We start from the raw sequence: 26124 nt of genomic DNA on the forward strand, positions 1-26124 counted from the left end.
ACTCTGAACGTGAAACTGCCCCGACACGCCGCGGGTACGGAGTGTCGGGGCAGTATGGGATCGAAAGTAGGTGGTGGCGGTGCACCGCTGAGGCTTAGCGGACGGCCATGCTCGGATCCAACTGCTCGATACCTTCCGGGGTCACCAGGACCACCCTCGCCGTGCAGATGTCGTAGAACAGACCGGTCGCCTGCACTGTTCCGGAGGCCAACGCCGGACCGGTGACGGGATGCTCCGCCAGCTTGCCCAGTTGCAGGGCCACATTCACCATGCTGAGTTGATCCAGGCGGCCGAAACCTTCTGCTTCAGCGGCGCGGGCCACGGGGTGTCCTGCCAGGAGTGCCTGGTAGCTGGGGCGGGCATGTTCAAGCCAGGCATCGAACCCACGTCCCAGGCCAGCGGCTGATCCTTCCGCATCGGCGATCACGGCTTTCATGGCTCCGCAGTTGGAGTGGCCGCAGACAACGATCGAGTCCACGGACAAGGCCTTCACTGCAAAGGCCAGCGTGGAGTCAATGGAGGCGTCATGATCGTCGCTGCACACCACGTTGCCGATGTTCCTCAGGGTGAGGAGATCACCGGGACCACTGCTGGTGATCAGGTTCGGATTCACCCGCGAATCAACGCAGGCCACGAACAGGGTGTCGGGATTCTGGCCTTCGGTGAGGTCCTGGACCAGGGGCCGGACTTTGTCTGCGTGGCGGCGGTGGTATTTGTCGATGCCCAGGAGGATGGAGCGCAGCGGCGGGTGGGAGTCGCCGTCGTCGTTCCTTTGGCCGGCGGCATCGACCGGCTGCCATGACGTACGCGGCGGCAGCGGAAATTCGCGCGGTTCCTGGCGCTGCGGCGAGTTGTCCTCGGCGTCGCTGAATGCGGTAGTGCCGTGCTCCTCCACCACCACGGCTGCTCCGCCGTTCCTCTGCTGTTTCTCCCACGCCACCAGTGCTTCGCGGAAGGCATGATCCAGGTAGTCGGCGTTGAGTTCCACTACGGCGTCCTGGCCTTCGGGCACGGAGTGCAGGACGCGGTTGAGCCGGGGCAGCGCGAAGAAGCTGCACGAGCCGGCGATCGTTACGCGCCAGGGCAGCCCGGTTCCTGCCGGGGCGTGCGCCTGGATCTGGGCACGAAGGACCCGCCACAGCACGCACAGGGCGGCGAGTGCCAGACCTATGATGACGCCCTCCAGGAGGTTCAGCGCGACGACGCACACCAGCGTGACGGCATAGACCAGGAGGTCGCCCGTGCGCAGACTGGTGCGGATGTCGGCCACTTTGACGAGCTTCGCGCCGATCACCAACAGCAGACCGGCAAGGACAGAAAGCGGGATCAGCTGGATGAGACCGGCGAATAAGGCCGAGAAGACCAGGACCCAAACGCCATGCAGGATGGCGGACGTCCGGCTTTTCGCGCCGGCTTCGACATTGGTGGCGCTGCGGACGATGACCCCGGTGACCGGCAATCCACCGAGCATGCCGGAGACCATGTTCGCCGAGCCTTGACCGACGAGTTCGCGGTTGAGGTTGGTCCGGATTCCGCCGTGCATCTTGTCCACGGCAACGGCGGACAGCAGCGATTCGATGCTGGCGATCAGCGCCACCGTGATAACGGCCATGGCGGCGGCGCGCCAGTTGCCATCAGGCAGGCTGGGGAGTGCGACGGCGTCGAAAATCGAACCCGTGAAGCTGATCCGCTCCACGCCCGGCGCCACCGCTACGGACAGCGCGGTGACGGCAACGACGGCGGCCAGGGGTCCCGGCACTTTACGCACCGCAGCGGGGAGGAACTTCCACGTCAGCAGAATCGCGACGACGGCCAGTCCCAGCAGTGCCGAGTGCAGCTCAACGTTGGTGACTGCGGCTGGCAGTGCGGTGAGGTTTTCGACGGCGGAGCCTGCAGCCTGCCCGCCGAGGAGGACATGGAGCTGCTGCAGGATAATCGTGATTCCGATGCCCGCGAGCATCGCCTTGACCACCACTGGCGACACTGCCAGCGCGGCCCGGCCTATGCGGCTGACGCCCATGAGCAGCTGTACGACGCCGGCTGCAGCGGTGATTGCGCACGTCACCTGCCAGCCGAATTCTGCGACCAGACCGGCGACGACGACGGTCAGTCCCGCGGCGGGGCCGCTCACCTGCAGCGGGGAGCCGCCAAGGCTGCCCGCGACGATCCCGCCAACGGCTGCGGCAATGAGCCCGGCCATGATCGGAGCACCGGAGGCTGCGGCGATTCCAAGGGAAAGCGGAAGGGCTACGAGGAAGACCACGAGTGAGGCAGGGAGATCTGCACCGAGGTTGCTGAGGAAACTTGGCTTCTTTGTTCCCGGGCCCGGCGGGCTGTGGGAGTCGGTGGGGACGGAGGCGGATTCGTTGGGCTGAGGCATTGGTTCTCCTGGCTCGGAAGGTGCTGACCCTTCCAAGCTACGGAATCTGTCACTGTCAGTGACAAGTACATGTGACACGCATGACAAAAGTTGTGAAGATATGGCGTCATGCGGGGACTCGGGGGAACTTTTGCACGGTGTGGGCTCGTTGGAGGCAACTGGCCCTTGAGCGCCCGCGAGAAACAATGCGTCCCCGATCACATTTTCCTGATAGTTGGCTGTAAGCTTCGCTGGTTGAAGCGATAGTCGCGCACCGGATTTTGGGGGGTTGAGCATTGGCTGCTCAGGGTACATTGATGACTTTTGCTGGGGGCACCGGGAGGCGTCTTGCTGCCGGATTCCTAGCCTTGATCACGATGGCAACGGTCCTCGTAGGCGTCGCAGCCGAGCCAGCCCAGGCAGACATGCTCACGGATCAAAAATTCGCAGGCAGCCGCCCTGCGGACGAAGCATTGAACTCCACGACCAACAAAGTCTACGTCGCCAATTACTTTGGTAAATCAGTGATGATTATTGACGGATATACCATGACGTCCAAATCAATTGCCGTTGCTGCATATCCCAAAGAAATTGCTCTCAATGAAGTGACTAACCAGGTATACGTCGCTCATGACGGCAACAACCTGATTACGGTTATCGACGGCTCGTCCGAATCGACAACTACGATCCCCATCACCTCGCTCGCGTCGGCCATTGCTGTCAACAAGAAGACCAACACAATCTTCGTTAGCCACCGGACCGGCGGAATCTCTGTTATTGACGGAGCCACTCGGACGGGAAGCTATCTGCCCGCCCCCCTGATTCCAGAATCGATGGTTGTCGATGAGTCAACAAACAGGGTCTTTATAACGGACTGGTCCAGCAAACAGATTGGGGTCTTCGACGGCGCCGACCACGCCTTCAGCACTGTCGAAGTCGGTTGTGTGGCACAGTCTGCGGTAGTGAACGACATCACGCAGCAGGCCTTTTTCGCTTGCCCGTCCACAAAGGCAATTGCGGTCCTCAGTGGACGAGCAAACAGCGTGACGATCGTAGGAACCGAAACAGGCGCCCGCCCCAGCGTCATGGCGATTAATCGCAGAACCAACATGGTCTATGCATCAGATGAGGGTGAGCGGTACCTGACGGCAATCGACGGGACCACGCTGAAAGTAACTAACACGCCGACCACCAAAACCTTTTATCACAGCATTACAGTCAATGAAACCACTAACAAAGTCTATGCATCCGACTTTACGGTTACCGGGTGACGGTTTATGATTCACAGGCGAAACTCCTGGGTGACGTCCAAGGTTTCAACAACCCGGCGGGCCTGGAGGTGAACCAAGCCACGAACAAGATCTACGTCCTCGACGCAGGTGCCGCCGAAATCCGGATTATTGACGGCAAAAACGTTGCACCGGTTTTCACGTCCCCGATCCCTCCCACCGCAGGCACTGTCGGAGTCCTCTACCAACACCTCTTCACGGCGAGCGGCTCGTTCGTGCCCCAGTTCAGGGTTGCCAGCGGAGCACTGCCGCCGGGGCTGACACTGCAATCAACCGGAGGATTGTCGGGCGTTCCCAGCACCCCGGGAACGTACACCTTCCGCATCGCTGCCAGCAATGGTTATGGTCCGGATGGTGTCAGCCCACAAATAAGCATCACGATCAAAACCGCAAAGGTCGGGCACGACTTTAACGGCGACCTGAAGCCCGATGTTCTTTCCCGCGATGGAAATGGAAATCTGTGGCTCTACCCCGGCCAGGGGAACGGTGGCTGGTTTCCGCGGATTCAGGTTGGGCAAGGCTGGAACGTGATGACGTCCATCGTGGCCCCCGGAGACTTCAATGGAGACGGCAATGCCGACCTACTGGCACGTGATGGCAGCGGCGCACTCTGGCTCTATCCGGGCAACGGCCGAGGAGGCTGGTTCGCTCGAGTCCAAGTGGGGCAGGGTTGGAGTGACTTCAGCATGATTGTCGCCGCGGGGGACCTCGACATGAACGGCACCGCAGACGTCGTAGCCCGCAACCCAGAAGGGCGACTGTTGCATTATTTCGGCCTCGGGAGTGGAGGACTGATCATGTCAACATTTCTTGGAACGGGGTGGCACGTCCTGACATCGATGGTCAGCCCGGGAGACTTTGACAAAAACGGAATGGTGGACATGTTGGCCACCGATGCAGCGGGAACTCTACGCCTGTATTCCGGTTACAAAACGGGATATATGGGCCCCGACACGGTCGGCTACGGCTGGAACGCCATGACCGCGATCGTCGGCCCCGGCGACTTCAACGGCGACGGCAATGTGGATCTCCTGGCCCGCGACGCAGGCGGTGCCTTGTGGCTCTACCCCAGCAACGGCCAAGGAGGCTGGCTCCCCCGCGGCCTGGTCGGATCCGGCTGGAACGCCATGAACCTGATCATCTAGCACCCGAAAACAAAGCAATGCGAACGACGGCGGGAGCCTCTCCCGCCGTCGCTTCTTTCCACCCGCGCCAAAACTAAGGCTGCTTAGAATAGGCTGGGTCCATGAGCGCACCCGACCCCCAGCCCGTACGCATCAGCTCGGTCCCTGTACAGCTCCAAGCCCTGGAACCAGCCCTGGAAAAGATCAAGGCTGCCGTGGGCGATGTCCCGGCCCTGCTTGCCATCGCCGGGGAACTCGGCCAGACAGCTCCCATGCCCGGGGAGGGCAGCACAGCCAAGCTCTGGGAACTCCTGGCTTCAGTGACGGCCGTGGATGTCGCTGCCGGGCGAGTGCTGGAACCCCACTTGGACGCCCTCGCGATCCTCGCCCAGGCCGGAAGCGAAACCACCACGACAGGCGCCTGGGGAGTGTTCGCGGCGGAGGGACCCGGCATGAAGCTCGAAGCCAAACGCACAGCGAACGGCAGCTACGTCCTGCACGGATCCAAGCCGTGGTGCTCCCTGGCCCAACAGCTGGACGGCGCGGTGATCACCGCGCATCTTCCCGACGACGGCGGCAGGGCCGCCTTCGCGGTTAACCTGAAGGACCCCGGGGTGAGCGCGGAAACCCCGGTATGGACGGCACGCGGCCTGCAGGAAATCCCGAGCGGCACGGTCCACTTCGCCAACGTCCCGGCCACACCGGTCGGCGGGGAGGGCTGGTACTTCTCCCGGCCCGGATTCGCGTGGGGCGGAATGGGAGTCGCTGCATGCTGGCTGGGCGGGGCGGTGGCCGTGGCCCGGGACTACGCCACCGCGCTGAGCAAGGCTTCCGGCAATGGCCGTGAACCCGACCAGATCGCACTGGCCACCTTGGGTGAAATCGACCGCACCATCAGCACGGTTACCGGCTACCTCGCCCAGACCGCGGAACGCATCGACGCCGGCGAGCTGGAGGACGCGGATTCCGAAGGTCAAAGCCCCTGGAGCGATGCCTTGCGTGTCCGCGGAACGGTAGCCGCCGCCGTCGAGCGCATCCAAACCCTGGTGACGCAGAACCTCGGCCCCGCCCCGCTGGCATTCGACGAAACATATGCAAAGCGCATGGCGGACCTGTCCCTGTACATCAGGCAGCACCACGCCATGCGGGACGATGCCCAGTTGGGCGCCCTGGCGTTGAAAGGGGATCGCAGTTGGTGACGTTCACGCATGCAGATACCGGCACGGCGGAGTCTGACTGGCTGGCCAGCGGCCTGGCCGCCTTGCCCGAACTCCCCCTGGACAAGGACGAACTCGCGGGCACGACCTTCGTGGTGCTCGCTGCGCACCCGGATGACGAATCCCTGGGCGCCGGCGGATTCCTCGCAAAACTTCACGCAGCAGGCGCAGACATCAAGGTCCTGCTCTGCACCGCCGGTGAAGCCTCCCACCCGGAATCGCCAACGACGACGCCGGAACAGCTTGCGGCTGTCAGGCTCACTGAGTTCGACGCGGCTGTGTCCGGGCTGGCTCCCGGCGCGAGCTGGCAGTTCCTGGAACTGCCCGACGGCAGACTGGCAGGCAACGCAGACCGGATCGCGGACGCTGTGCGGGAGGCCGTGGCATCATCAGGGCGTCCGGCGGAAAACGTGACGATCGTTGCCCCGTTCCGTTCCGACGGGCACACCGACCACGACGTCCTGGGCTCCACGGCCGCGCAGCTCGCCGAAAACGATGGCCACGGTTTGTTGGAATACCCCATCTGGTACTGGCTGTGGGCAGGGCCGGAGCACGAAACCTGGCGGACGTGGGTGCGGGTCCCGCTCGAAGCATCGGAGCAGGAAGCCAAAGCTGCCGCGATGCGGGCCCACGCCTCGCAAACGGAACCTCTCTCCGGGCAGCCGGGCGACGAGACACTGCTCTCCGGAACGTTCCTGGAACACTTCCAGAGGCCTTGGGAAACCTTCGCCTGGCACCCGTCAACGGCTGGAAACAACAGCGCCAAGGATGCCGAGCGGATCTTCGACGAAGTCCACTCCCGCGAAGAGGATCCCTGGAGCTACACCACCAGCTGGTACGAACGCCGCAAGCGGGCCCTGACCCTGGCTGCACTCCCCCGGGAATCCTACGAAGCAGGACTGGAACTGGGCTGTTCCATCGGCACGCTGAGCGAAGAGCTCGCCAAGCGCTGCGGAACGTTCCTCGGAGTGGATGCCAGCAGCACGGCGCTCGAGGAGGCCAGTAAGCGGCTTTCCGGGTTTCCGTCGGCGGAAGCCCGGCACCTCACCATGCCGCATGAATGGCCCGAAGGCATGTTCGATCTGGTGGTGTTGTCCGAGACCGGCTACTACCTTTCCCCGGAGGAGCTCACCGAACTCCTGGCCAGGATCCATGCCTCCACCCGCCCCGGCGGCACCCTGCTCCTGTGCCACTGGCGGCACCCGATTTCCGGCTGGCAACTTGATGCGGAAGCCGTCCATGCGATGGCCCGCACCCAGCTGGAGTGGCCTACGCATGGGCTTTACCGTGAGAAAGACTTCATGCTCGAGATCCTCATCGCCCCGGGCGGAGCGACATGACAGATCCGGCACCCCAGGGCATACGGGATGTGGCAGTGGTGGTGCCCGCCCACAACGAGGACCAGCACATCGGCAAAGCGCTGTCAGCGCTTCGGGCAGCCGCCGACGCGCTCAACAAGGCACGCCCGGACATCCGGCTCCGCATGACGGTGGTCCTGGACAGTTGCACCGACCGTTCAGCGGAGATCACGGCCGCGTACGTAACCGGCGATGCCCGCTTTTCCCTGATTGAAGTGGCGTTGCGGAGCACGGGCGCCAGCCGCGGTTTTGGCTTCCGCAGCGCGCTGGCCGCGTGCCACCCCATCAACGCCGGGGACCTCTGGCTCGCCAACACCGATGCCGATTCCGCGGTGCCGGAGAACTGGCTTGTACGTCAGGTGGAGCTCGCTGACAACGGAGCGGATGCCATCCTGGGTTCCGTGGAGCCCGACCCCAACGATGTTGACCCCGCAGTGCTGCGGCGCTGGCTGGAACTCCACCCGTTCCGCGAGAACCACCAGCATATTTATGGCGCGAACTTTGGTGTCCGCGGCTCTGCATATCTTGCCGTCGGCGGCTTTCCGATGCTTCGGGCGCACGAGGACAGGGTCCTGGTGGAACGCCTCCGCAGCCGGGGATTCCAGGTGGTCGCTACGGACAGCATCCGCGTCCTGACTTCCGGGCGGACCCACGCCCGCGCACCGGAGGGATTCGCTGCCTACCTCCGGGCCCTGGGAGCGGAACTTCCGGCCGTAACTGGCTAAGCCGTCAGTCGATCAGCGCTACGCCGAACTCAGCGACGACGGCCCGCAATTCCTTGAGGTAGCGCTGCGCTTGGTCAGTGAGCGGAATCGCTGCGTGGCCGATCCAGCCGATCTCGATGCGTTCGTCAACGTCGAGCGGGATGGCGACGATCTCCGGGTCGAGGCGGCCGCTGATGATACCCGTCGAGATTGTGTAGCCGTGGAGACCGATCATGAGGTTGAAGATCGTCGCACGGTCAGAGACCCGGATCTCCTGCTTGCTGGACAAGGTGGAGAGAATCTCCTCGGCGAAGTAGAAGGAGTTATTCGCACCTTGGTCGAAGGTAAGCCGCGGCATGCCGGCGAGATCGTCGAGGGTCGCGCGCTCTTTTGAGGCGAGCGGGTTGTGCCGTGAAATGAAAATGTGCGGATCGGCAAGGAAAAGCGGAGTGAACGCGAGCCCGGAATCCCGGATCAGCTTGTCGATGATCTTCCGGTTGAAATCGTTCCGGTAAAGGATGCCTATCTCGCTGCGGAGCGTCCGGACATCCTCGATGATGTCCCAGGTTCGGGACTCGCGCAGCGAGAACTCGTATTCGGCCACGTCAGTGGCCTTGACCATCCGGACGAAGGCATCAACCGCGAACGAGTAGTGCTGCGTTGACACCCCGAGCAAACGTCGCGTCGGTGGGCTGCCGAGGTAGCGCTGCTCAAGGAGAGCAAACTGCTCGACGACCTGCCTCGCATAGCCGAGGAACTCCACCCCGTCGGCGGTGAGGGTGACCCCGCGGGCGGAACGGAGCAGGAGCGCACGGCCCACCCGGGCCTCAAGATCCTTCATCGCGGCAGACATTGTCGGCTGCGCAACGTAGAGAAGGTCGGCAGCCGCGGAGATCGACCCCTCAGCTGCAACCTCTATGAAGTAACGGAGCTGCTGCAGGGTCAGACCACTCGAAATCTGGGGCATAGGGAAATTCTATATGAATGCATAGAAATGCCTAGTTACCCGATATCCCCAGGAAGGTTGCACCATGGATACATCCCCTTCTGAAAGGCCGTCTCCGGCCCATCACCACGGATTGGCAACGCATGGCAGACGACTTCAGCTTCAGCATCACCACCACCCGCTTCGACGAGGACTACTCGCCGTCGGAAGGCTCCCGGATCACGACGAATTTCGCCAACCTGGCACGGGGCGAGCACCGCCAGGAGAACCTCCGCAACGCCTTGACGATGATGCGGCGACGCTTCAACGATCTCGCAGCCTGGGACAACCCGCACCGGGACCGCTACACGCTCGAACTTGAGATCGTTTCCGTACAGATACAGCTCCCCACGGAAGCCACGGACCAGCAGTTCCCCCTGTTCGAGGTTCTCGACATCCAGATCGTCGACCAGCTGAACGGGGTCCGTCACCAAGGGATCGTGGGAAACAACTTCTCCTCCTACGTCCGCGACTTCGACTTCAGCGTCGTACTGCCGGCAGCAGCAGGCGACTCAGGCAAGCCCACCGTTCCCGAGGACTTCGGCGATCTTCACGGCAAACTGTTCCAGCACTTCCTCGATTCCCCGGAATGCCAGGAACGCTTCCCGCAGCCGCCGGTGGTCTGCATCAGCGTCTCCACGAGCAAGACATACCGGCGCACCGGAAACCATCACCCGGTCCTGGGCGTCGAGTACCAGCAGGACGACTTCTCGCTGACCGACCTGTACTTCGGAAAGATGGGGCTGCAGGTCCGCTACTTCATGCCGCCCGGCAGCGTAGCGCCGCTCGCCTTCTATTTCCGCGGCGACCTGCTCAACGACTACTCCAACCTGCAGCTCATCGGCACGATCAGCACCATGGAGACGTTCCAGAAGATCTACCGCCCGGAGGTCTACAACGCGAACTCCGCCGCCGCCGCCATCTACCAGCCGAGCCTGGGAGAACAGGATTACTCGCGGACCCGGATCGCTTACGACCGCGTCGAGCGCAGTCAGCTCGCGGTCAAGCAGGCGAAATACACGGAGGAGCACTTCATCACTCCCCACAAGGACCTGTTGGACCGGTGGACCGCCAAATACCCCGTTCTCGTCAACTGACCCCCGGAGAAACGTCAATCATGAACACACTTTTGCCCACCACCGTTGTCGGAAGCCTGCCGAAACCATCGTGGCTCGCACAGCCGGAGACTCTTTGGTCGCCGTGGAAACTGGAGGGAGATGCGCTGCTCGAAGGCAAGCAGGATGCCCTGCGGATCGTCATCCAGGAACAGACCCGGCGCGGCATCGACATCGTCAGCGACGGCGAGCAAACCCGCCAGCACTTCGTCACTACCTTCATCGAGCATCTCAGCGGGGTCGACTTCGAACAGCGCAAGACCGTGCGCATCCGCGACCGCTACGACGCGAGCGTGCCGACCGTCGTCGGACCGGTGCGCCGTGAGCGGCCGGTTTTCGTCGAAGACGCAAAGTTCCTCCGCGCAACCACCGACCGGCCGATCAAATGGACTCTTCCCGGCCCAATGACGATGGTGGACACGCTCTACGATGACCACTACAAGAGCCGCGAGAAGCTGGCCTGGGAGTTCGCCGCGATCCTGAACGAGGAGGCGAAAGAACTGGAGGCGGCCGGAGTGGACATCATCCAGTTCGACGAGCCCGCCTTCAATGTCTTCCTCGATGAGGTCAAGGACTGGGGCGTGGCCGCCCTGGAGAGAGCGGCAGAGGGACTGCGCACGGAGACCGCCGTGCATATCTGCTACGGCTACGGGATCAAGGCCAATACTGACTGGAAGGCGACGCTCGGCTCACAGTGGCGGCAGTACGAGGAATCGTTCCCGCTGCTGCAGAGCTCCAGCATCGACATCATCTCGCTGGAGTGCCAGAACTCCCACGTGCCCATGGAACTCATCGAGCTCCTCCGCGGCAAGAAAGTCATGCTCGGGGCAATCGACGTCGCAAATGAGACCATCGAGACCCCGGAGGAGGTCGCCGACACCCTCCGCAAGGCCCTGCAGTTCGTCGATGCGGACAAGCTCATCCCCAGCTCCAACTGCGGCATGGCACCGTTCCCCCGGGACGTCGCACTGGCCAAGCTGAGCGCTCTCAGCGCAGGGACGAACATCATCCGCGAGGAACTCGCCCGCTCCGCCGCCCAGGTGTCATAACCATGTTTCATGCCTACCCGCCGGACACGTGGGTCGGGGCTCCGCAGCAAAGCTTCCCGTCCTCCCTCTCGGCCGACGAATTCAAAGCACTGTTCCGTGGCCACCCTGGAGGTGTCGCCGTCATCACGGCGGATGCCGGCGAAGGACCGGTGGCGCTGACGGTGTCGTCGGTCGTCTCAGTGAGTGCGGAACCTCCGTTGCTGATTTTCTCGGTCTCGGCATTGTCCTCTGCCTCTGAGGTCCTTTCACGCGCCGAAACCGTCGTCGTGCACCTGCTGGACGCGCACGACATCGACTTGGCGAAGTTTGGAGCCACCCCCGGCGCCGACCGCTTTGACCAAACGCACCGCTGGTCGACCCTTGAAACCGGAGAAGCGGTGTATGACGATGTCCGCGCCTGGGTGCGTTGCGCCGTCATCAATCGCATGGAGGTGGGGACCTCCAGCATCATCGCCGTTCACGCCCTGGAGTCCCGCGTGATGCGTGACGTCCAAGCGGGCGAATCCGGCGACGCCCTGGTCTACCACAACCGTTCATGGCACCGTCTGGGCGAGCATTCCAAGCATGAAGGCTGAGCGCCGCGCCAACAATGCAATGCAGCAGGCCGAACGGCGGACGACGGCGGGAGCATAACTCCCGCCGTCGTCCTCGTTAAAGTCGACGGCGGTGCGGTCGCCGTCGTCGAACTGCGCGCGAAGCGGTCCCCTGGGGCTAAGCCGCCAGCGCCCCTTCGACGGCGGCAATTGCGGCCCGCGTAATGCTTTCCCGCTCGCCGGTTCCCTCCACGGTCAACAGAATCCCGCGCTTGGTGTACGCCGTCAAAACCGGCTGGGTCTCTTCGCGGTACAGCTCCAGCCGACGTTGGATCACAGCTTCGGTATCATCACTACGGCCCTGTTCTTGGGCACGGCGGAGCATCCGGGCCAGCAGCTCGCCGTCCGGGGCCGTGAGCGCCAGGACAACTTCCAAGGGCTGGCCACGTGCTGCAAGCATCTCGTCCAGGGCCCCGATCTGAATGACAGTCCGGGGGTAGCCATCCAGCAGGAAGCCGTCGGCAGCATCGGGTTCCTCCATGCGCTGCTTGAGCATGTCCGTGGTGACGTGGTCCGGCACAAACTCGCCCTTGTCCATGAAAGCACTGGCTTCCAGCCCGAGTTCGGTTCTGTCCCGGACGTGGGCGCGGAACAGATCCCCCGTGGAGATGGCGGGAATCCCGAAATGCCGCGCAAGGTGCTCAGCCTGCGTGCCTTTGCCGGAACCTGGAGGGCCCATGATGATCAGTCGCGCCATGACACTGGTCCGTTTCGAGAGGCGGCCGGGGTTACAAGACTACTCTCCCGCTAGGAGCTGGAGCGCGGGTGCATGATCCGCATCTGGTCCCAGGTACGCTCCGATGCAGCGATGTTCTGGTTGGACCGCTCACGGTCCAGGGAAGCGAGTTCGACGGCGATCGCCTGGACCGCGGATACGGCACCTGTCAGGGATGGGAAGAATCCCGCGCCTTCCGTAGGCACCACGATCCGATGATCAGCATGCACTGCCACCGGCGATCCTGCGCTGTCCGTGATGGAGGCGATGGGGGTGCCCAGGTTGTGCGCGATCTCGACCGCCCGCATGGTGCTGTCGTAGACCCTCCAGAGGCTGATCACGATGACGAGGTCTTCTGCACCAAGCCGTGCGATGGCGTTGGTCAGGGCAGCGACGTCGGCGTCGAGGAGCCGGACGTTGTAGCCGGCGATGATCGCGTTGTGTTCCAGCGCCTTGCCCGGGATGGCGTAACTGCCTGCTGCAACGATGAAAGTCTGCCGTGCACCGGCAATCGCCTGCGCAATGTCATGAAGGGTGTTGGCATCCAGGGTTCGCTCAAAGTGGGCCAGGTTGGCGCGATCCGTGGACACTGCAGCCTGTGCCGGGCTGTTGATGTGGCCGTTGTGTTCGGCGGCAACTTCCACTGCGCTAAGGGACGCCAGGAAGCGTGAACGCAGCTCGAATTGGAAGTCTGCCCACCCCTTGAATCCCAGTGTTTGCGCGGTTCTTGTCACCGTGGAGGCGTTCGAGGCGGCAGCCCCGGCGATGTCGCTGACAGAGCCGTAGGACGCAAGCCGTGGCTGGGATCGGAGGATGCCAATGACTTGCAATTGGCGTGCCGCGAGCTTCCGCCCTTGGACACGGCTGTCCAGCCACTCGGTCAACGTTGACGAGTCGAAATCTTCTTCCACCTATTGACCTACCTCACACTTTGGCCGTAACTTCGATATATCGCTTCTGCACAGATCCGTGCATATTCCTAAAAATGTACAACTTGGCCCACTTTGGCAGGAATCACCATGTCTCTCACAGCACGCTTGGATCGTCTGGCTCTCAGTCGACCACACTACAAGCTTCTCCTTATCGGAGGCCTCGGCTACTCGTTCGACGGCATGGACGGTGCAGTAGTCGCCTTCCTGCTCCCGCGCATCCAGGAACTATGGGGCCTCAGCACCGCCAGCCTCGGATTGGTTGGCTCCGCGGCCCCGTTCGGCTTCTTCTTCGGCGCAATCCTGGCCGGTTGGATGGGTGACCGCTTCGGCCGCAAGAAGGTCATGTTGTGGGCTCTTGCCTTCTACTGCCTCATGTCGATCGTCGCGGCCATGGCCCCCAACTTCGAAATCTTCCTGATTGCACGGATCTTTGCAGGATTGGGGGCCGGCGCTGAAAGCGTGATCATCGCCCCCTTCCTCTCCGAGTTCATCCCTCCCAAGCGCCGCGGCTGGTTCATTGGAACCCTGGCCGGCTTCTTCTCCTTCGGCTTCGTGGCTGCCGCGCTGATCGGCCGGTTCGTGGTTCCGATGGGCGAGGATGGCTGGCGCTGGGCGCAGGTCATCACTGCCGTTCCCATCCTCCTCCTGCTCTGGTGGCGTCGCAGCCTGCCCGAATCCCCGCGCTTCCTCATCAGCCGCGGGCGCATCGCAGAGGCAACCGCAGTAGTGGATCGCTTCGAGCAGAGCGTAGTGAAAGCCACCGGGAAGCCCTTGGCGCCCTTGCCATCCGCGGAAGAAGAGATCACCAAGCACGAGCAAAAGATCAGTGTCTGGAATGCCCTGAAATTCATGTGGTCAAAGGCAATGCGCCGCCGGACCGCGGTGATCTGGTTGATCTGGTTCGTCATCACGTTCTCCTACTACGGCTTCTTCTCCTGGATTCCCACGTTGCTGGTAGGCCGTGGCATCACGGTCACCAAGAGCTTCGAATTCTCCATCCTCATTTACCTGGCACAAATCCCCGGCTACTTCTCGGCGGCCTGGTTGTGTGACCGGATCGACCGCAAAAACACCATCGCCCTCTACCTGGCGGGATCGGCCATCAGCGCCTTCTGGCTGAGCCAGTCCAACGATTCCGGCATGATCCTGGTAGCCGCAGCAACGTTGTCCTTCTTCCTGAACGGCACCTACGCAGGTGTTTACGCCTACACGCCGGAGCTCTTCCCCACCTGGATGCGCGCCACCGGCGTTGGCCTTGCCAGTGCTGTGGGCCGCGTCGGCAGCATCCTGGCCCCGTCCATCATCGGAATCTTCGCGGCTTCGCTCGGTTTCGGCGGAGTGTTCACCATGACCACCGTGGTGCTGACAATCGGCGTCCTGGGCGTCGTGATCTTCGGCGCCTCCACTGCGGGCAAGTCGCTGGAAGACATCAACGCCCGAGCCGAACATGACCCGGCAGCGGCAGGAACAGCGAGCAAATGAGCGGAAACACCATGAAGACTGACACCACGTTCCAAGAGGCCTTCACCTCCCTGCAGAAGGATCCGGGAGTCATCCTGTTCACTGCATTGCAGTGGATCCCGCAACGTTCCGGCCTGAAGCGGCTGTTCACCAGCCATCCCGCGGAATACCCGGTGGGCGGAGAGAAGACCGTCGAGATCTCCCCCGGCTGGCTGGGAACCGTCATCGAAGAAAAGAAGCCGTTCCTTGCCCCTGACCTGGCAGCACTCCGCGAAGTCTTTTCAGACTCCGGACTTATCCAGCAGCTCGGATGCGGAGCCGTGATCAACGTGCCGGTCCTCGATCCTGGCAACAACGTGGTGGGCGTCCTGGCGCTCCTTGATGCGGAAGGCAAGTACACGCGGCAAAGTGTGGACACCGCCGTCGAAGTCATCAACGCGAACCTGCCCGCGCTGGTCCAAGCCTTTGAAGCCCATCCCACTGAAGTACCTGAAGACCCCGAAGTCCCCGGGAAGGACACCGTTTAGCATGAGCACCACCCTTGAAACCACGGCCCTCGTCATCCGCAACGCCAGCGTCCTGGACGTGGACGCCGGCACCTACTCGACTGCCGACGTCGTGAGCATTGATGGAAAGATCAGCAGCGTAGGACCGAACGCCGAGGCGCCTTCGAACGCCCGGGTCATCGACGGCACAGGGAAGTTCGTCATCCCGGGCCTCATCGACGCCCACGTCCACGTCGTGGCGTCAAGCGCCGACTTCCGTTCCCTGACCTACACGCCGGCGTCGTACGTCTACGCGCAGACGGCCCGGATCATGGGAGAGATGCTGCGCCGCGGCTTTACTACTGTCCGTGACCTCTCGGGCGCCGACTTCGGTCTGGCCATGGCGCAGGAGGAGGGGCTGCTGGAAGGCCCGAAAATCCACTTCTGCGGCCATGCGCTGAGCCAGACCGGCGGTCACGGCGATATGCGGCTCCCCGGCGAAGATCATGATCCCAATGGCCGCGGCTGCTGTGGCATCGGCCGGGTGGCTGATGGCGTGGACGCTGTCAGGGCCGCTGCCCGCGACGAAATCCGCAAGGGCGCCCACCACATCAAGATCATGGCGTCCGGCGGCGTCTCCTCCCCCACTGACCGCATCGACTCCACGCAGTATTCCATGGAGGAAATGCGGGCAGCAGTGGAAGAGGCCGAGGCTGCCAACCGCTACGTCGCAGCCCACGCCTACACCGCCCGGGCCATCAACCGCGCGCTGGAAGCCGGCGTGCGTTCGATCGAACACGGCAACCTCCTGGACGACGAAAGCCTGCGGCTCTTCCTCGAGAAGGACGCCTTCCTGGTTCCCACGCTGGTGACCTACTGGGCGTTGAAGGAAGAAGGCAAGGAATTCGGCCTCACCGAGGAGATGTGGGCCAAGGTGGACTCCGTGCTCACCAGCGGACTCGAAGCCATCTCGCGTGCACACCAGACAGGCGTCAAGATGGCCTTCGGATCCGATCTTCTGGGCGGCATGCACCGCCACCAGAACGAACAGTTCAGGCTGTTGGGCAAGGTCCAGCCCGCCATCGACGCCATCCGCTCAGCCACCACGACGGCGGCGCTGCTGCTTGAGCGCGCAGGTGAACTTGGCGTGGTGGCGCCGGGCGCCGACGCGGACATGCTGGTCCTGGACGCGGATCCGGTGGCCGATATCTCCGTGCTTGCCGATATTTCGGAGCACCTCGAATACCTGGTCCAGAACGGCCGGGTGATCTCCTAGCGCCTGCTCCCGAGGGCTATCAGGCCTGTTCTTCCCCTCCGAAAAGCCCGATAATGTAAGCATGCTGATCAATACCGAATCGAGCAGGAGGAGGACAAAGTGACCACGAAAGTGAACAAGACAATCATGGTCAACGTTCCGATCAGTACGGCCTACAGGCAATGGACACAGTTCGAGGAATTCCCGCAGTTCATGGGCGGAGTGGAGCGAGTGACGCGGCTCGGCGACGACCGCCTTGAATGGGTCGCCGAGATTGCAGGCGTCCACCGCACGTGGGAAGCCAGGATCGTCCAGCAGGACGTGGACCGTGCCGTGGCGTGGGCCGCCGTCGAGGGTGTCAAGAACGCAGGGTGGGTGGAGTTCAAGGAAGCCGGCCCCAGCCAGACTTCCCTGCACTTGTCGTTGGAATACGAACCCCACGGCGTCCTGGAATTCCTGGGGGACAAGTTGCACATTGTTGAGAGGCAGGCTGAGTCAGACTTGAAGAAGTTCAAGGAGTACATCGAAAAGCAGGCACCGGAGACCGGCGCCGCGGGAACCGACACCACAAACACTGCGGGAACCGACACCACAAACACCACACCGGTTATCGACCCCATCAACCACCCGTTCGACCAGACCAACGGGTTGGCGGACGTCGACGGAGACTCGGATGGCACCGCCGAAAGCGATACCCGAAGCAAGGCCGAACGCAGGGACGGGGACGACCCCGGAGCCATCCCTCCACTGGGTGGCGCCCTCGGCCAGCACTGACCGGAGAAAGAAACGCGGGGTTACTTACGGCCCATAGGGGGTATCCCAAAGGCCATAAGTAACCCCGCGTTGTTCTACTTGGTGCCGGTGTAGACGACGGCGGGCGCCGCCGGGGCCTGCATCCCCTCACCGATGAAGAAGCCCGGGTGCGGCGGCTGGTTGTACGCCACATTCTCACGTGCAACAGCCGTGCGGTAGACGGTGTCGTGCATCAGCGTGCGCAGGCGAACCTCGGTGGGAGCCGTGGTGGTGTAGATCCTGAGTTCGGTGCTGTCCGTGGACGGCCAGGCGATCTCCTCGCGCCAGTCACCCAGGATGTCGGCCTGAATGGACGGGTTGCCCTTGGTGGTGTTGTTGCTGCGGGCACCGTCTGCCGTCAGGAGGCGGTCGCTGGTTTCGGTTTCCCAGTTCCACTTGGAGATGGTGGGGACGCCACGGGAGACCGTTGCATCGTAGTCGTGGTCAACGATCTCGCGGAGCAGGTCCCCGTCCCACCAAGCCAGGAAGTTGGCGGCGGGAATGTTCTCGGAGATCAGCTCACCCTTGGCCGACCTCAGCTGGCCCACCGGCGAGTCCCAGGCGGCGGAACCACCCACGGCCCAGCCCTCGGCCCCTTCATAGCGGGGATCGATGTCACCCGCTGCACCACGGCCGGTGTCCTTGACGGCAGGGATGCTCCAGAGAATTTCACCCGTAGCAGCATCCCGGAAGGTCGCTCCACGGTTGCCGCTTTGCCCCATGCTTTCGTGGACGGCAAATGTCTCCAGCCCCGGCCTGGACGGGTCGAGGTCGCCGGTGTGGATCGCGTCGCCATGACCGAGCTTGGTGTTGTACAGCGGCTGGCCGTTGTCATCGATGGTCATTGAGCCGAAGACGAACTCATCCTTGCCGTCCTGGTCCACGTCGGCGACGGAGAGGTTGTGGTTGCCTTGCCCCTTGTACTCGTCCCCTGCCTGGTTGGAATCGAAGGTCCAGCGTTTCACGAGATTTCCGTTGACGAGGTCGTAAGTCACCAGCACTGTGCGGGTGTAGTAGCCGCGGCTGAACATCAGCGAGGGGTGTTCGCCGTCGAGATATGCCACGGCTGCGAGGAAGCGGTCAACGCGGTTGCCGTAATTGTCGCCCCACCCTGCCACCGGGCCCCGGGCCGGCTCGTAAGCGACGGTATCCATGATCGTTCCGGTCTCGCCCTTGAAGACCGTGAGGAACTCGGGACCGGACAAGACGTAGCCGGCACTGTTGCGGTAGTCGGCGTTGGCGTTGCCGATCACCGTTCCCGCCGCGTCCGTCGTGCCGTCCGCCGTCTTGAACGAGACCTCGGCTTTGCCGTCGCCGTCGAAGTCGTACGCGAGGACCTGCGTGTAGTGTGCGCCGGCGCGAATGTTGCGCCCCAGATCGATGCGCCACAGCTTGGTTCCGTCCAGTTTGTAGGCATCCACGTAGACGTTGCCCGTGTAACCGGATTGCGAGTTGTCCTTCGCGTTGGATGGCGCCCACGTCTGAATAACCTCGTACTTGCCGTCGCCGTCGAGGTCTGCCACGGTGGCGTCGTTGGCCGAGTAGGTGTAGGGCTTGCCGTCGGGCGTCACGCCGTCGGCCGGCTTGTCCAGCTTGATGGCCAGGTAGTTCTGCGCCAGGGGCGTGACCGCCTCGGTCAGCTTGTCCCGGCCTTGGCCGTCGCCGACGGTCTTGATCACGTAGCTGGACTGCGCCGTCCCGTCCGGGTCAACGAACATCGTGGCGTTGCGCAGGGGTTCGGGGGTGATGTTGACGCCGTCGCGCAGAACCTGGAAGCCGACACTGTCTTTGTCCAGGCCGAGCATACGCCAGCTCACCGTGACGCCCTGATCCGTCAGGACGGCTACGGGTGCGCGGTCCAGGTTTTCCACTTGGCGCTTCAGCGAAGCGGGGTCCTTGGCGGCAGGCACGACGGCGGGAAGTCCGGTTTGCGCTGACTGCGGGAGTTGGGCGGGAGCTGCTTGGGCAAGCGGGACGCCTGTCAGCGCGATGGCGGCGGCAGCCAGGGAGGCAGAGGCCGCCAGTGGAACTGCCCTCCGCGCATGACGACGGGCGGTGGGGTAGGAACATTTCGAGGTGTGAGCCAAAGAACATCTCCTTTGATGCTGGGCGGCAGGGGGTCTGCACGCACTTTTTTGGAACGTTTCACTGAGCATCAAGCAATCTCTCCGCATATGAGCGAGTGGGGTGATCGATGCGAGAAAACGCTTTCCGCCAACAAGGTTTACCAGCGCCTCAACCATCCGGTCAAGGGTTTGACAGGAAATGACTGTGCGGCTTCGGTGCGAAATGTTCGAATTTGTCCGTTGCTCCATGTGCATCTGTGAGCCCTCCGTGACGGTCCGGTTCGTCGGATTTCGCCGGATTTAGCCCGGTTGAGCGGGGTGACGGATCGGCTTTGGCCGGGGCACTGCGCTCCGTAGTGTCGTGCCATGCCGAAGCCTTCAGTCACTCCCCTGTCCGTCCTCGACCTGAGCCCGGTTTCTGCCGGGCAGACACCGGGCGAGGCGCTGCGCAGCACCATCGCGCTTGCCGCCTCCGCCGAAGCTTCCGGCTACTCGCGCTACTGGCTCGCAGAACATCACCTCAACACAGGCGTTGCCGGTTCTGCCCCGCATATCCTGGCCGGTTTGGTTGCGTCGGCCACCACGACCATCCGTGTCGGCACGGCGGCCACCCTGTTGGGGAATTACAGGCCGCTCCAGATTGCGGAGAGCATCGGCACGCTCGCCGCCATGTTCCCGGACCGTGTGGACCTTGGCTTCGGTCGCTCCGGCCCGCCGAAGTCGCCCAGCGAACCGGCTCCTGGAGTAGTTCCCCCTACGGACACACCCGGCGATCGCGTGGTTGACGGTTTGCTGATTCCTTCGCCGCGCCCCATCTTCGGCGCCGTCCTTCCCAGGAAATTCCGCTTGCAAGGTGAACTGCTGGGCCGCTTCCCTGGAGACACGGACAACTTCGAGAACGACGTCCAGGACATCATCGGTTTCTTCACCGGGGAGTACAGGACCAAGCATGGCGAGGAAGTCACCGCGACGCCGGCTCTCGGGCAGGCGCCCCAATTCTGGATCCACGGTTCAACAGCGGGTCCCAGCGCGCGTTTGGCAGGCAAGTTGGGACTTCCCTTCGGCGCGAACTACCACGTAGCACCAGCCGGCGTGCTGGACTCCATTGCCGAATACCGGGCCCACTTTGAACCGTCTGCTTCCTTGCAGGAACCGCAGGTGATCGTCTCGGCGGACGTGCTGGTGGCCCCGGACGAACGCCAAGCACAGCGCCTCGCACGCGGCTATGCCCAGTGGGTACACGGCATTCGCACCGGCCAGGGCGCCATCCCCTACCCCTCGCCGGACGATGCCCTGGATCTTCCTTTGGACGCGGAAGCCGAGGAGCTGATCAAAGACCGCGTGGACACGAGGCTGGTGGGCGACCCCCACCAAGTCAGCGCCAAGCTGCGCACGTTGCAGCGCGTCACCGGCGCCCAGGAACTGCTCATCACCACCATTGCCCACGACCCCGCCGACCGGCAGAACTCCTACCAACTGCTCGCCGAGGCCTGGGGGCTCTAACTTTTCCGATTTTCCACCCACCACCAACACGTCCACCACCTACAAAAGGAGCACCATGTCCATCGAAACCACAGTCCAGGATTCAGTACAAGAAGACACCCAGCTGATCACCGCCGATGCCGCGGCCAAACTCATCGAAGAAGGCGCGCTGCTGATTGATGTCCGCAGCGAAGGAGGCCGCGCCAGCACCGGCGCAGTCCCCGGCGCCCTAGTGGTGAACCGCGAGCACGTGGAGGAAGACTTCAGCCCCGAATCCGCACACCGCCTCGCCCAGGTCAGCGGCACCGACCAGAAAATCGTGGTGTTCTGCGGCTCCGTGAACGGTTCACGTCCCGTCGCGCAGAAGCTCAAAGTCCTCGGCTACGCCAACGCCGTCCACGTGGACGGCGGCTTCCCGGCACTCCGCGACGCCGGCGTCCCCACCACCGGGCCCACCACACCGCCCGTCGAAGCCGTGCCGGCCGTAGACACAGCTCAGGCGTCCACCGGTTCGGGGGCTTCCGGGCGCTGAGTACCTGCCGCCGTCGGGCCTTCCGGCGTCAGCACCACCGCCGTCGTCGAGGCTTCCTTCCCGGAAGTCACGACGACGGCACGTGCGTTTCTGCGGTCCCGCGCCTCGCGCAGCCAGTCCAGCCCGCCGGCAAGCAGGGCAACACCAAGCAAACTGCAGCACATCACGATGCCCTGGTGGAACGCATCCTTGGAGGCTTCACCGGTGGCCGCGCCGTGCGCTTGCAGGAACATCCCGGCGGCAGCGGCCGAACACAGTGCCGCAGCGAATCGTTGGCTGAGTTGGTAGAAGCCTGCTGCCACTCCCGCGGCACCTGCGGGTGCATGGGCGAGGGTGAGGGTCTGGTTTGGCGCCACGACAAGACCGGTCGCCACACCTTGGACAAGCCCGACGGCGGCCACCGCCAGAGCCGCCGTTCCGCCGTCGAGCCCCTGCACAAAAAGGTCCTTGGCAATCAGGCAGGCCAGGCTGCCCAACAGTGCATAGACGATCCCGGCGCGACCGTATCGGGCTAAGAAGCGCCAGCTGACGCTGGATGCCAAAAGCATCCCGGCTGCTTGGGGCGCAAGGATGGCTGCCGCTGCCAACGGCGCCATCCCGGTCCCGGCCAGGAAATGGAACGCCGTCACGGCGGCCATCCCGGCACCCACGCCGAACTGGCAAAGCGCCACTACCGTGCCCAAAGCGTAGCCCTTGGATTTCACCAGCGAGGCACTGAGCAACGGAGTCCGGCCGCGACGATGGTAGAGGATCTCCCAGCCAGCGAAGGCAAGGATCGCCCCCGCACCGACCGCCAGTGACGTCACTGCAATAGTGCCCGCACCATAGATCGTGGGAATGAGCGAGGCGATCACCACTCCCCCGAGCAGCAAGGCACCCAGGACGTCGATGGAGGTTTTCGCGGTTCCGTTTTCGGGGTGTTTGCCGGCTGGCCTCGGGAGGAGCCGGAAGGCAAGCGGCACCAGGACCAGCACCAAGGGAACGTTGGCGAGGAACAGGATCCGCCATCCGATCGCGGGGTCGCCCACGGACAAGACAAGTCCGCCGATCAGCGGGCCACAGACCGCGGCGGAACCGCCGGCGGCAGCGTAGGCACCCAGCGCTTTCGCGCGGTCATGTCCCGAGTAGATGTCCTGCAGGAGGCCAAGCACTTGCGGATTCAGGGTGCCTGCGCCGAGCCCCTGGAGGAGCCTGGCGATGATGACCAACGACGGGTCCGTGGCCAGGCCGCCCACCAGGCTGGAGGCCCCGAAGACGGCAATACCGGCGATGAAGGGCGTACGCCGCCCGACGATGTCGCCCAGTCTGCCCGCGGGAACCAACGCGACGCCGAACGCCAGCGAGTAACCCGCCAGGATCCACTGCACGGACCCGGAGGCGGCGTGCAAGGAGGCGGACATCGCGGGAACGGCCAGGACGAACATTGACTGGTCCAGCAGCGTGATGAATCCGGCGCCCAGGCAAAGCCATAGAGCGGCACGTTTAGCGTGATTTCCGTGGCCGGTCATGCGTTCCTTCCCGCCCCTCTTTGCCTCAGGTTGGGCCCGAAAAACAACCAGAAATGGTTAATTTGGGGGCATGTGAATGTCAAAGCGGGTCAGGAAGCCACCGAGAGGACCCGTGCCCGGGAAGCGGCTTGGCCTGCCCGGATTTCCTCGGCGGTGCGGCCCTTCTCCCGATGCGCAACCTCCTGCTTCAACTGCGGAATGACATGCCGGCCAAACTCGAGGGCGTCCGGGATGAAGTCGTAGCCACGGAGACCGAAGATCTCGAATCCGAGCTCGTGATAGTCCAGGATCGCCTGGGTGACGGTGTCATAAGAGCCGACCAACGCCGTCGCGCTTCCTCCTCCCCCACCAGCAGCCTTGGCGAGGGCCGTCCACAAAGCGCGGTCGTGTAGATCGCCGCGCTCAGCCGCCGCCAGCAAGCGCTGGGTCCCGGCGGCCTCCGGCTTCTGGTTGTAGTGGCGGACAGGATCGATCACCTCGCCGGCGGACCGCCTGGCCTGGAAAGTCCCCAGGATGGCGTGGGCTTTCTCCCACGCCAACTCATCGGTGGCAGCAACAATGGGCCGGAACGCGATCTGCCAGCGCAACGGCTCGGTCCGCCCGAGCGCAGCAGCCCGCGCCAGGATCTGCTCCTGCTGCGAAGCCGCGTCGGCCAGCGGTTCCCCAAAAAGCGCATAGATATCCGCCTCGGCAGCACCCACGGCCCAGGCGGCCTCCGAGGACCCGCCGAAGGAGATACCCGGCCGCTTCCCGTCAAACGGTCCCAGGCCCGATGCGAAGTTCTCGAAGCGGTAATGCTCTCCGTCCCAGTCGAAGGAGTCGCCCGACCACGCCCGCCGCACGATCTGCATGTACTCCTGCGTCCGGCCATACCGGGCGTCCTTTGCCAGGAAATCACCCTCCCTGGCTTGGTCCGCCTGGCTTCCGCCGGTGATGAAGTGAACGGTCAACCGTCCCCGCGCAATGTGGTCCAGTGTCAGGAAGGACCGGGCCGCGAACGTTGGATGCGAGACGTTGGGCCGGTGCGCCAGGCGCAGCTGGATTCGCTCAGTGTTCGCGGCCACCCACGCCGCGTGGATGGAAGGATCCTGCGTACTGGAGTTGTAGGCGAACAGGACGTGGTCCCAGTTGTTGTCCTCGTGGATCCTCGCAATGCGGGCTGCATACTCCGGGTCAAAGAAGGGCGTGGTGGCTGGCGAAGTCTCCGTGGAGTCGTTGCCGGCACCCATGCCGAGGAATTCGATAGGCATTGTGGTTCTCCTGAGGGAAGATTTAGCGGCGAAGGATGCGCTGGGCCAGGAAGTTGCCCAGCAACTGCGCGGCCTGCACCATGACGATGATGATCAGGACAGTCACCAACGTGACCTCCCAGTTGAACTGCTGGTAGCCGTACATGATGGCGAAATTGCCCAGCCCGCCGCCGCCGATGTACCCGGCCATGGCGGACATGTCCACGATCGCGATGATCATGAACGTGTAGCCCAGGATCAGCGGCGCCAGCGATTCCGGGATCACCACTGACCACAGGATGTGCAGCCGGCTGTCACCCATGGCCCGCGCGGCTTCCACCACACCGGGATCGGACGCCACCAGGTTTTGCTCGACCACGCGTCCGATCACCACACCGGCCATCAGCGCCATGGGCAGGATCGCCGCGGTGGTCCCGATGGTGGTTCCCATGACGATCAGCGTCAGCGGAGCGATGGCCGTGATGAAGATGATGAACGGGATGGGCCTGATGATGTTCACCAGGAAGTTCAGGAACGAAAACACGGCCTTGTTGGCGAACAGGTTTCCCGGCCTGGTGGCGTAGAGAGTGACGCCCAGTGCCAGCCCGGCCGCGCCGCTCAGCAATACGGTGATGACCACCATGTAGATGGTCTGTTGGAATGATTCGCCCAGGACGGGCAGGAGGGTTGTCCAGTCGGTCATGGCTATTCTCCGGCGGTCGCGGGGACGGGGGCTAGAAGGTGCGGGACGGCACTTTCGGTGGGTGCCGCCGTCGCAACTTGGCGTTCGACGGCGGTGACCTCACCCAGGTCGGCGAGCGCGGCGTCAATCGCGGCGTCGCTGCCCGTGAGTTCGTAGGTGAGGGTGCCGAGGATCTTGTTCTGGATCTCGGTGACACCCCCAAACACCACGCTGGATCCCACACCATGGCGCTCGAAGGTCGCTGCGACCAGCGGGGTGGGCGCCGTTTCGGAAATGCCGATGGAGACGAGCCTGCCGGGGTGGGCCGCGGAGAGTCTGCTGACGGTGTCGGGTTCCGGTGTGCCGTGTACGGCCGTGGAGACGAAGCGCTGGGTGGACGCACTTTGGGGGTCGGCGAACACCTTGTACGTTGGTCCGGCTTCCACTACGCGGCCGGATTCCATCATCACTACGGTGTCGCAGATTTCGCGGACCACATGCATTTCGTGGGTAATCACCACGACGGTGGTGCCAAGTTCCTTGTTGATGCGTCGAAGCAGGCGCAGGACATCACGAGTGGTTTCCGGGTCCAGTGCGCTGGTGGCTTCATCTGCGAGCAGGATGTCCGGTGCGTTAGCCAGCGCGCGGGCAATGCCCACACGCTGCTGTTGCCCGCCGGAAAGTCGCCGCGGGTAGGATCCGGCTTTGTCCGCGATACCCACGAACTCCAGCAGCTCGTCCACCCGCGGCTTGATCCTGTCCTTCGGCCATCCGGCCACTTTGAGCGGGTAGGCGACGTTCCCGAACACGGTACGGGACTTGAGCAGGTTGAACTGCTGGAAGATCATGCCGATGCCGCCGCGGACTTTCCGCAGTTCGCCCTCGGGGAGGGAGGAGATGTCCTGCCCCTTGACGAACACCTGGCCCTCGGTGGGGCGTTCCAGTCCGTTCAGCAGGCGCACCAACGTGGATTTTCCGGCCCCGGAGTAGCCAACAATGCCAACTACTGTTCCCTCGTCGATGTCCAGGGTGACGTCGTCGACGGCGCGCACAGCTTCGGTGCGTTGGGTGCGTTTGCCTCCTTGGACCGGGAACAGTTTGCTGACGCCGCGCAGCGAAACGATCGCGCTCACCGGAGCCTCCTTCAGGGGTTGATTGGATGCCCATTCCAACAGCGGTCGGGCCATCCCAT

The 26124-nt window shown here is 63.5% G+C and carries 23 protein-coding genes; 14 read left to right on the top strand and 9 right to left on the bottom strand.

All coding sequences use genetic code 11. From position 1 onward, the window contains the following. Positions 1-94: 94 nt before the first annotated feature. The gene (locus AB4Y81_RS11840) at positions 95-2380 is read right to left on the bottom strand and encodes a SulP family inorganic anion transporter (RefSeq protein ID WP_441995949.1); all 2286 of its coding nucleotides are present in this window, start codon (positions 2378-2380) and stop codon (positions 95-97) included. Between the two features lie 296 nt (positions 2381-2676). Between AB4Y81_RS11840 and AB4Y81_RS11845 the strand changes: the two genes are divergently transcribed. From AB4Y81_RS11845 to AB4Y81_RS11865, 5 genes are all read left to right on the top strand, one after another. Then, positions 2677-3630: a YncE family protein gene (locus AB4Y81_RS11845; RefSeq protein ID WP_441995950.1), complete on the top strand. Its 954-nt coding sequence runs from the start codon at positions 2677-2679 to the stop codon at positions 3628-3630. Then, on the top strand, positions 3627-4793 hold the full coding sequence (locus AB4Y81_RS11850) for an FG-GAP-like repeat-containing protein (RefSeq protein WP_441995951.1): 1167 nt from the start codon (positions 3627-3629) through the stop codon (positions 4791-4793). The genes AB4Y81_RS11845 and AB4Y81_RS11850 overlap by 4 nt, the downstream gene beginning before the upstream one ends. A 101-nt stretch (positions 4794-4894) precedes the next feature. Further along, complete coding sequence (locus AB4Y81_RS11855; protein ID WP_441995952.1) at positions 4895-5971, top strand: acyl-CoA dehydrogenase family protein; 1077 nt, start codon at positions 4895-4897, stop codon at positions 5969-5971. After that, positions 5965-7329: a PIG-L family deacetylase gene (locus tag AB4Y81_RS11860; RefSeq protein WP_441995953.1), complete on the top strand. Its 1365-nt coding sequence runs from the start codon at positions 5965-5967 to the stop codon at positions 7327-7329. The genes AB4Y81_RS11855 and AB4Y81_RS11860 overlap by 7 nt, the downstream gene beginning before the upstream one ends. Then, positions 7326-8072, top strand: coding sequence for a glycosyltransferase (locus AB4Y81_RS11865; protein WP_441995954.1), 747 nt, complete (start codon positions 7326-7328; stop codon positions 8070-8072). Before AB4Y81_RS11860 ends, AB4Y81_RS11865 begins: the two co-directional genes overlap by 4 nt. Before the next feature lie 4 nt (positions 8073-8076). On the opposite strand, the gene AB4Y81_RS11870 is transcribed toward AB4Y81_RS11865, so the two are convergent. Beyond that, entirely contained in the window at positions 8077-9018 is a 942-nt protein-coding gene (locus tag AB4Y81_RS11870) for a LysR family transcriptional regulator (protein ID WP_018778818.1), read from the bottom strand. Between the two features lie 122 nt (positions 9019-9140). Between AB4Y81_RS11870 and AB4Y81_RS11875 the strand changes: the two genes are divergently transcribed. Genes AB4Y81_RS11875 through AB4Y81_RS11885 form a run of 3 tightly spaced genes read left to right on the top strand, consistent with a single transcriptional unit; the run spans position 9141 to position 11775 of the window. Beyond that, positions 9141-10133 carry a DUF1852 domain-containing protein gene (locus AB4Y81_RS11875; RefSeq protein WP_018778817.1) on the top strand — a complete coding sequence of 331 codons (993 nt, stop codon included), beginning with the start codon at positions 9141-9143 and terminating at the stop codon, positions 10131-10133. 20 nt (positions 10134-10153) lie between these two features. Beyond that, complete coding sequence (locus AB4Y81_RS11880) at positions 10154-11200, top strand: methionine synthase (RefSeq protein ID WP_441995955.1); 1047 nt, start codon at positions 10154-10156, stop codon at positions 11198-11200. A 2-nt stretch (positions 11201-11202) separates the two neighbouring features. Then, positions 11203-11775, top strand: a complete 573-nt coding sequence (locus tag AB4Y81_RS11885) for a flavin reductase family protein (protein WP_018778815.1) — start codon at positions 11203-11205, stop codon at positions 11773-11775. Between the two features lie 136 nt (positions 11776-11911). Here AB4Y81_RS11885 and AB4Y81_RS11890 read toward each other — a convergent pair whose 3' ends face one another. Beyond that, positions 11912-12490 (bottom strand): adenylate kinase, encoded by a 579-nt coding sequence (locus tag AB4Y81_RS11890; RefSeq protein ID WP_441995956.1) that lies wholly within the window; start codon positions 12488-12490, stop codon positions 11912-11914. Positions 12491-12540: 50 nt separating this feature from the next. After that, positions 12541-13419 (bottom strand): MurR/RpiR family transcriptional regulator, encoded by an 879-nt coding sequence (locus AB4Y81_RS11895; RefSeq protein WP_441995957.1) that lies wholly within the window; start codon positions 13417-13419, stop codon positions 12541-12543. A 108-nt stretch (positions 13420-13527) separates the two neighbouring features. On the opposite strand from AB4Y81_RS11895, the gene AB4Y81_RS11900 reads away from it, so the two are divergent. From AB4Y81_RS11900 to AB4Y81_RS11915, 4 genes are all read left to right on the top strand, one after another. Continuing rightward, positions 13528-14922, top strand: coding sequence for an MFS transporter (locus AB4Y81_RS11900; RefSeq protein WP_055972435.1), 1395 nt, complete (start codon positions 13528-13530; stop codon positions 14920-14922). Continuing rightward, positions 14919-15428: a GAF domain-containing protein gene (locus AB4Y81_RS11905; RefSeq protein ID WP_064722705.1), complete on the top strand. Its 510-nt coding sequence runs from the start codon at positions 14919-14921 to the stop codon at positions 15426-15428. The genes AB4Y81_RS11900 and AB4Y81_RS11905 overlap by 4 nt, the downstream gene beginning before the upstream one ends. 1 nt (position 15429) lies before the next feature. Further along, the gene (locus tag AB4Y81_RS11910; RefSeq protein ID WP_441995958.1) at positions 15430-16662 is read left to right on the top strand and encodes an amidohydrolase family protein; all 1233 of its coding nucleotides are present in this window, start codon (positions 15430-15432) and stop codon (positions 16660-16662) included. 99 nt (positions 16663-16761) lie between these two features. Further along, positions 16762-17415: an SRPBCC family protein gene (locus tag AB4Y81_RS11915; protein ID WP_441995959.1), complete on the top strand. Its 654-nt coding sequence runs from the start codon at positions 16762-16764 to the stop codon at positions 17413-17415. A 74-nt stretch (positions 17416-17489) separates the two neighbouring features. Here the strand turns inward: AB4Y81_RS11915 and AB4Y81_RS11920 are convergent, their stop codons facing one another. Next, positions 17490-19520 (bottom strand): rhamnogalacturonan lyase, encoded by a 2031-nt coding sequence (locus AB4Y81_RS11920; protein ID WP_441995960.1) that lies wholly within the window; start codon positions 19518-19520, stop codon positions 17490-17492. A 345-nt stretch (positions 19521-19865) separates the two neighbouring features. On the opposite strand from AB4Y81_RS11920, the gene AB4Y81_RS11925 reads away from it, so the two are divergent. Together AB4Y81_RS11925 and AB4Y81_RS11930 are read left to right on the top strand one after the other, a co-directional pair. Then, positions 19866-21002 carry an LLM class flavin-dependent oxidoreductase gene (locus AB4Y81_RS11925; RefSeq protein ID WP_441995961.1) on the top strand — a complete coding sequence of 379 codons (1137 nt, stop codon included), beginning with the start codon at positions 19866-19868 and terminating at the stop codon, positions 21000-21002. 55 nt (positions 21003-21057) lie between these two features. Continuing rightward, positions 21058-21513 (top strand): rhodanese-like domain-containing protein, encoded by a 456-nt coding sequence (locus AB4Y81_RS11930; RefSeq protein ID WP_441995962.1) that lies wholly within the window; start codon positions 21058-21060, stop codon positions 21511-21513. Here AB4Y81_RS11930 and AB4Y81_RS11935 read toward each other — a convergent pair. The 4 genes from AB4Y81_RS11935 to AB4Y81_RS11950 form a co-directional block, all read right to left on the bottom strand. Then, positions 21477-23021, bottom strand: a complete 1545-nt coding sequence (locus AB4Y81_RS11935; RefSeq protein ID WP_441995963.1) for an MFS transporter — start codon at positions 23019-23021, stop codon at positions 21477-21479. The genes AB4Y81_RS11930 and AB4Y81_RS11935 overlap by 37 nt on opposite strands. Before the next feature lie 89 nt (positions 23022-23110). Next, positions 23111-24271 (bottom strand): LLM class flavin-dependent oxidoreductase, encoded by a 1161-nt coding sequence (locus AB4Y81_RS11940; RefSeq protein ID WP_441995964.1) that lies wholly within the window; start codon positions 24269-24271, stop codon positions 23111-23113. A gap of 22 nt (positions 24272-24293) precedes the next feature. Continuing rightward, positions 24294-24953, bottom strand: a complete 660-nt coding sequence (locus AB4Y81_RS11945; RefSeq protein WP_018778803.1) for a methionine ABC transporter permease — start codon at positions 24951-24953, stop codon at positions 24294-24296. Between the two features lie 2 nt (positions 24954-24955). Continuing rightward, the gene (locus tag AB4Y81_RS11950) at positions 24956-26065 is read right to left on the bottom strand and encodes a methionine ABC transporter ATP-binding protein (RefSeq protein ID WP_441995965.1); all 1110 of its coding nucleotides are present in this window, start codon (positions 26063-26065) and stop codon (positions 24956-24958) included. Positions 26066-26124: the final 59 nt, after the last annotated feature.

The organism is Paenarthrobacter sp. TAF1, from assembly GCF_052113825.1.
In the GTDB taxonomy this organism is placed as follows: domain Bacteria; phylum Actinomycetota; class Actinomycetes; order Actinomycetales; family Micrococcaceae; genus Arthrobacter; species Arthrobacter nicotinovorans.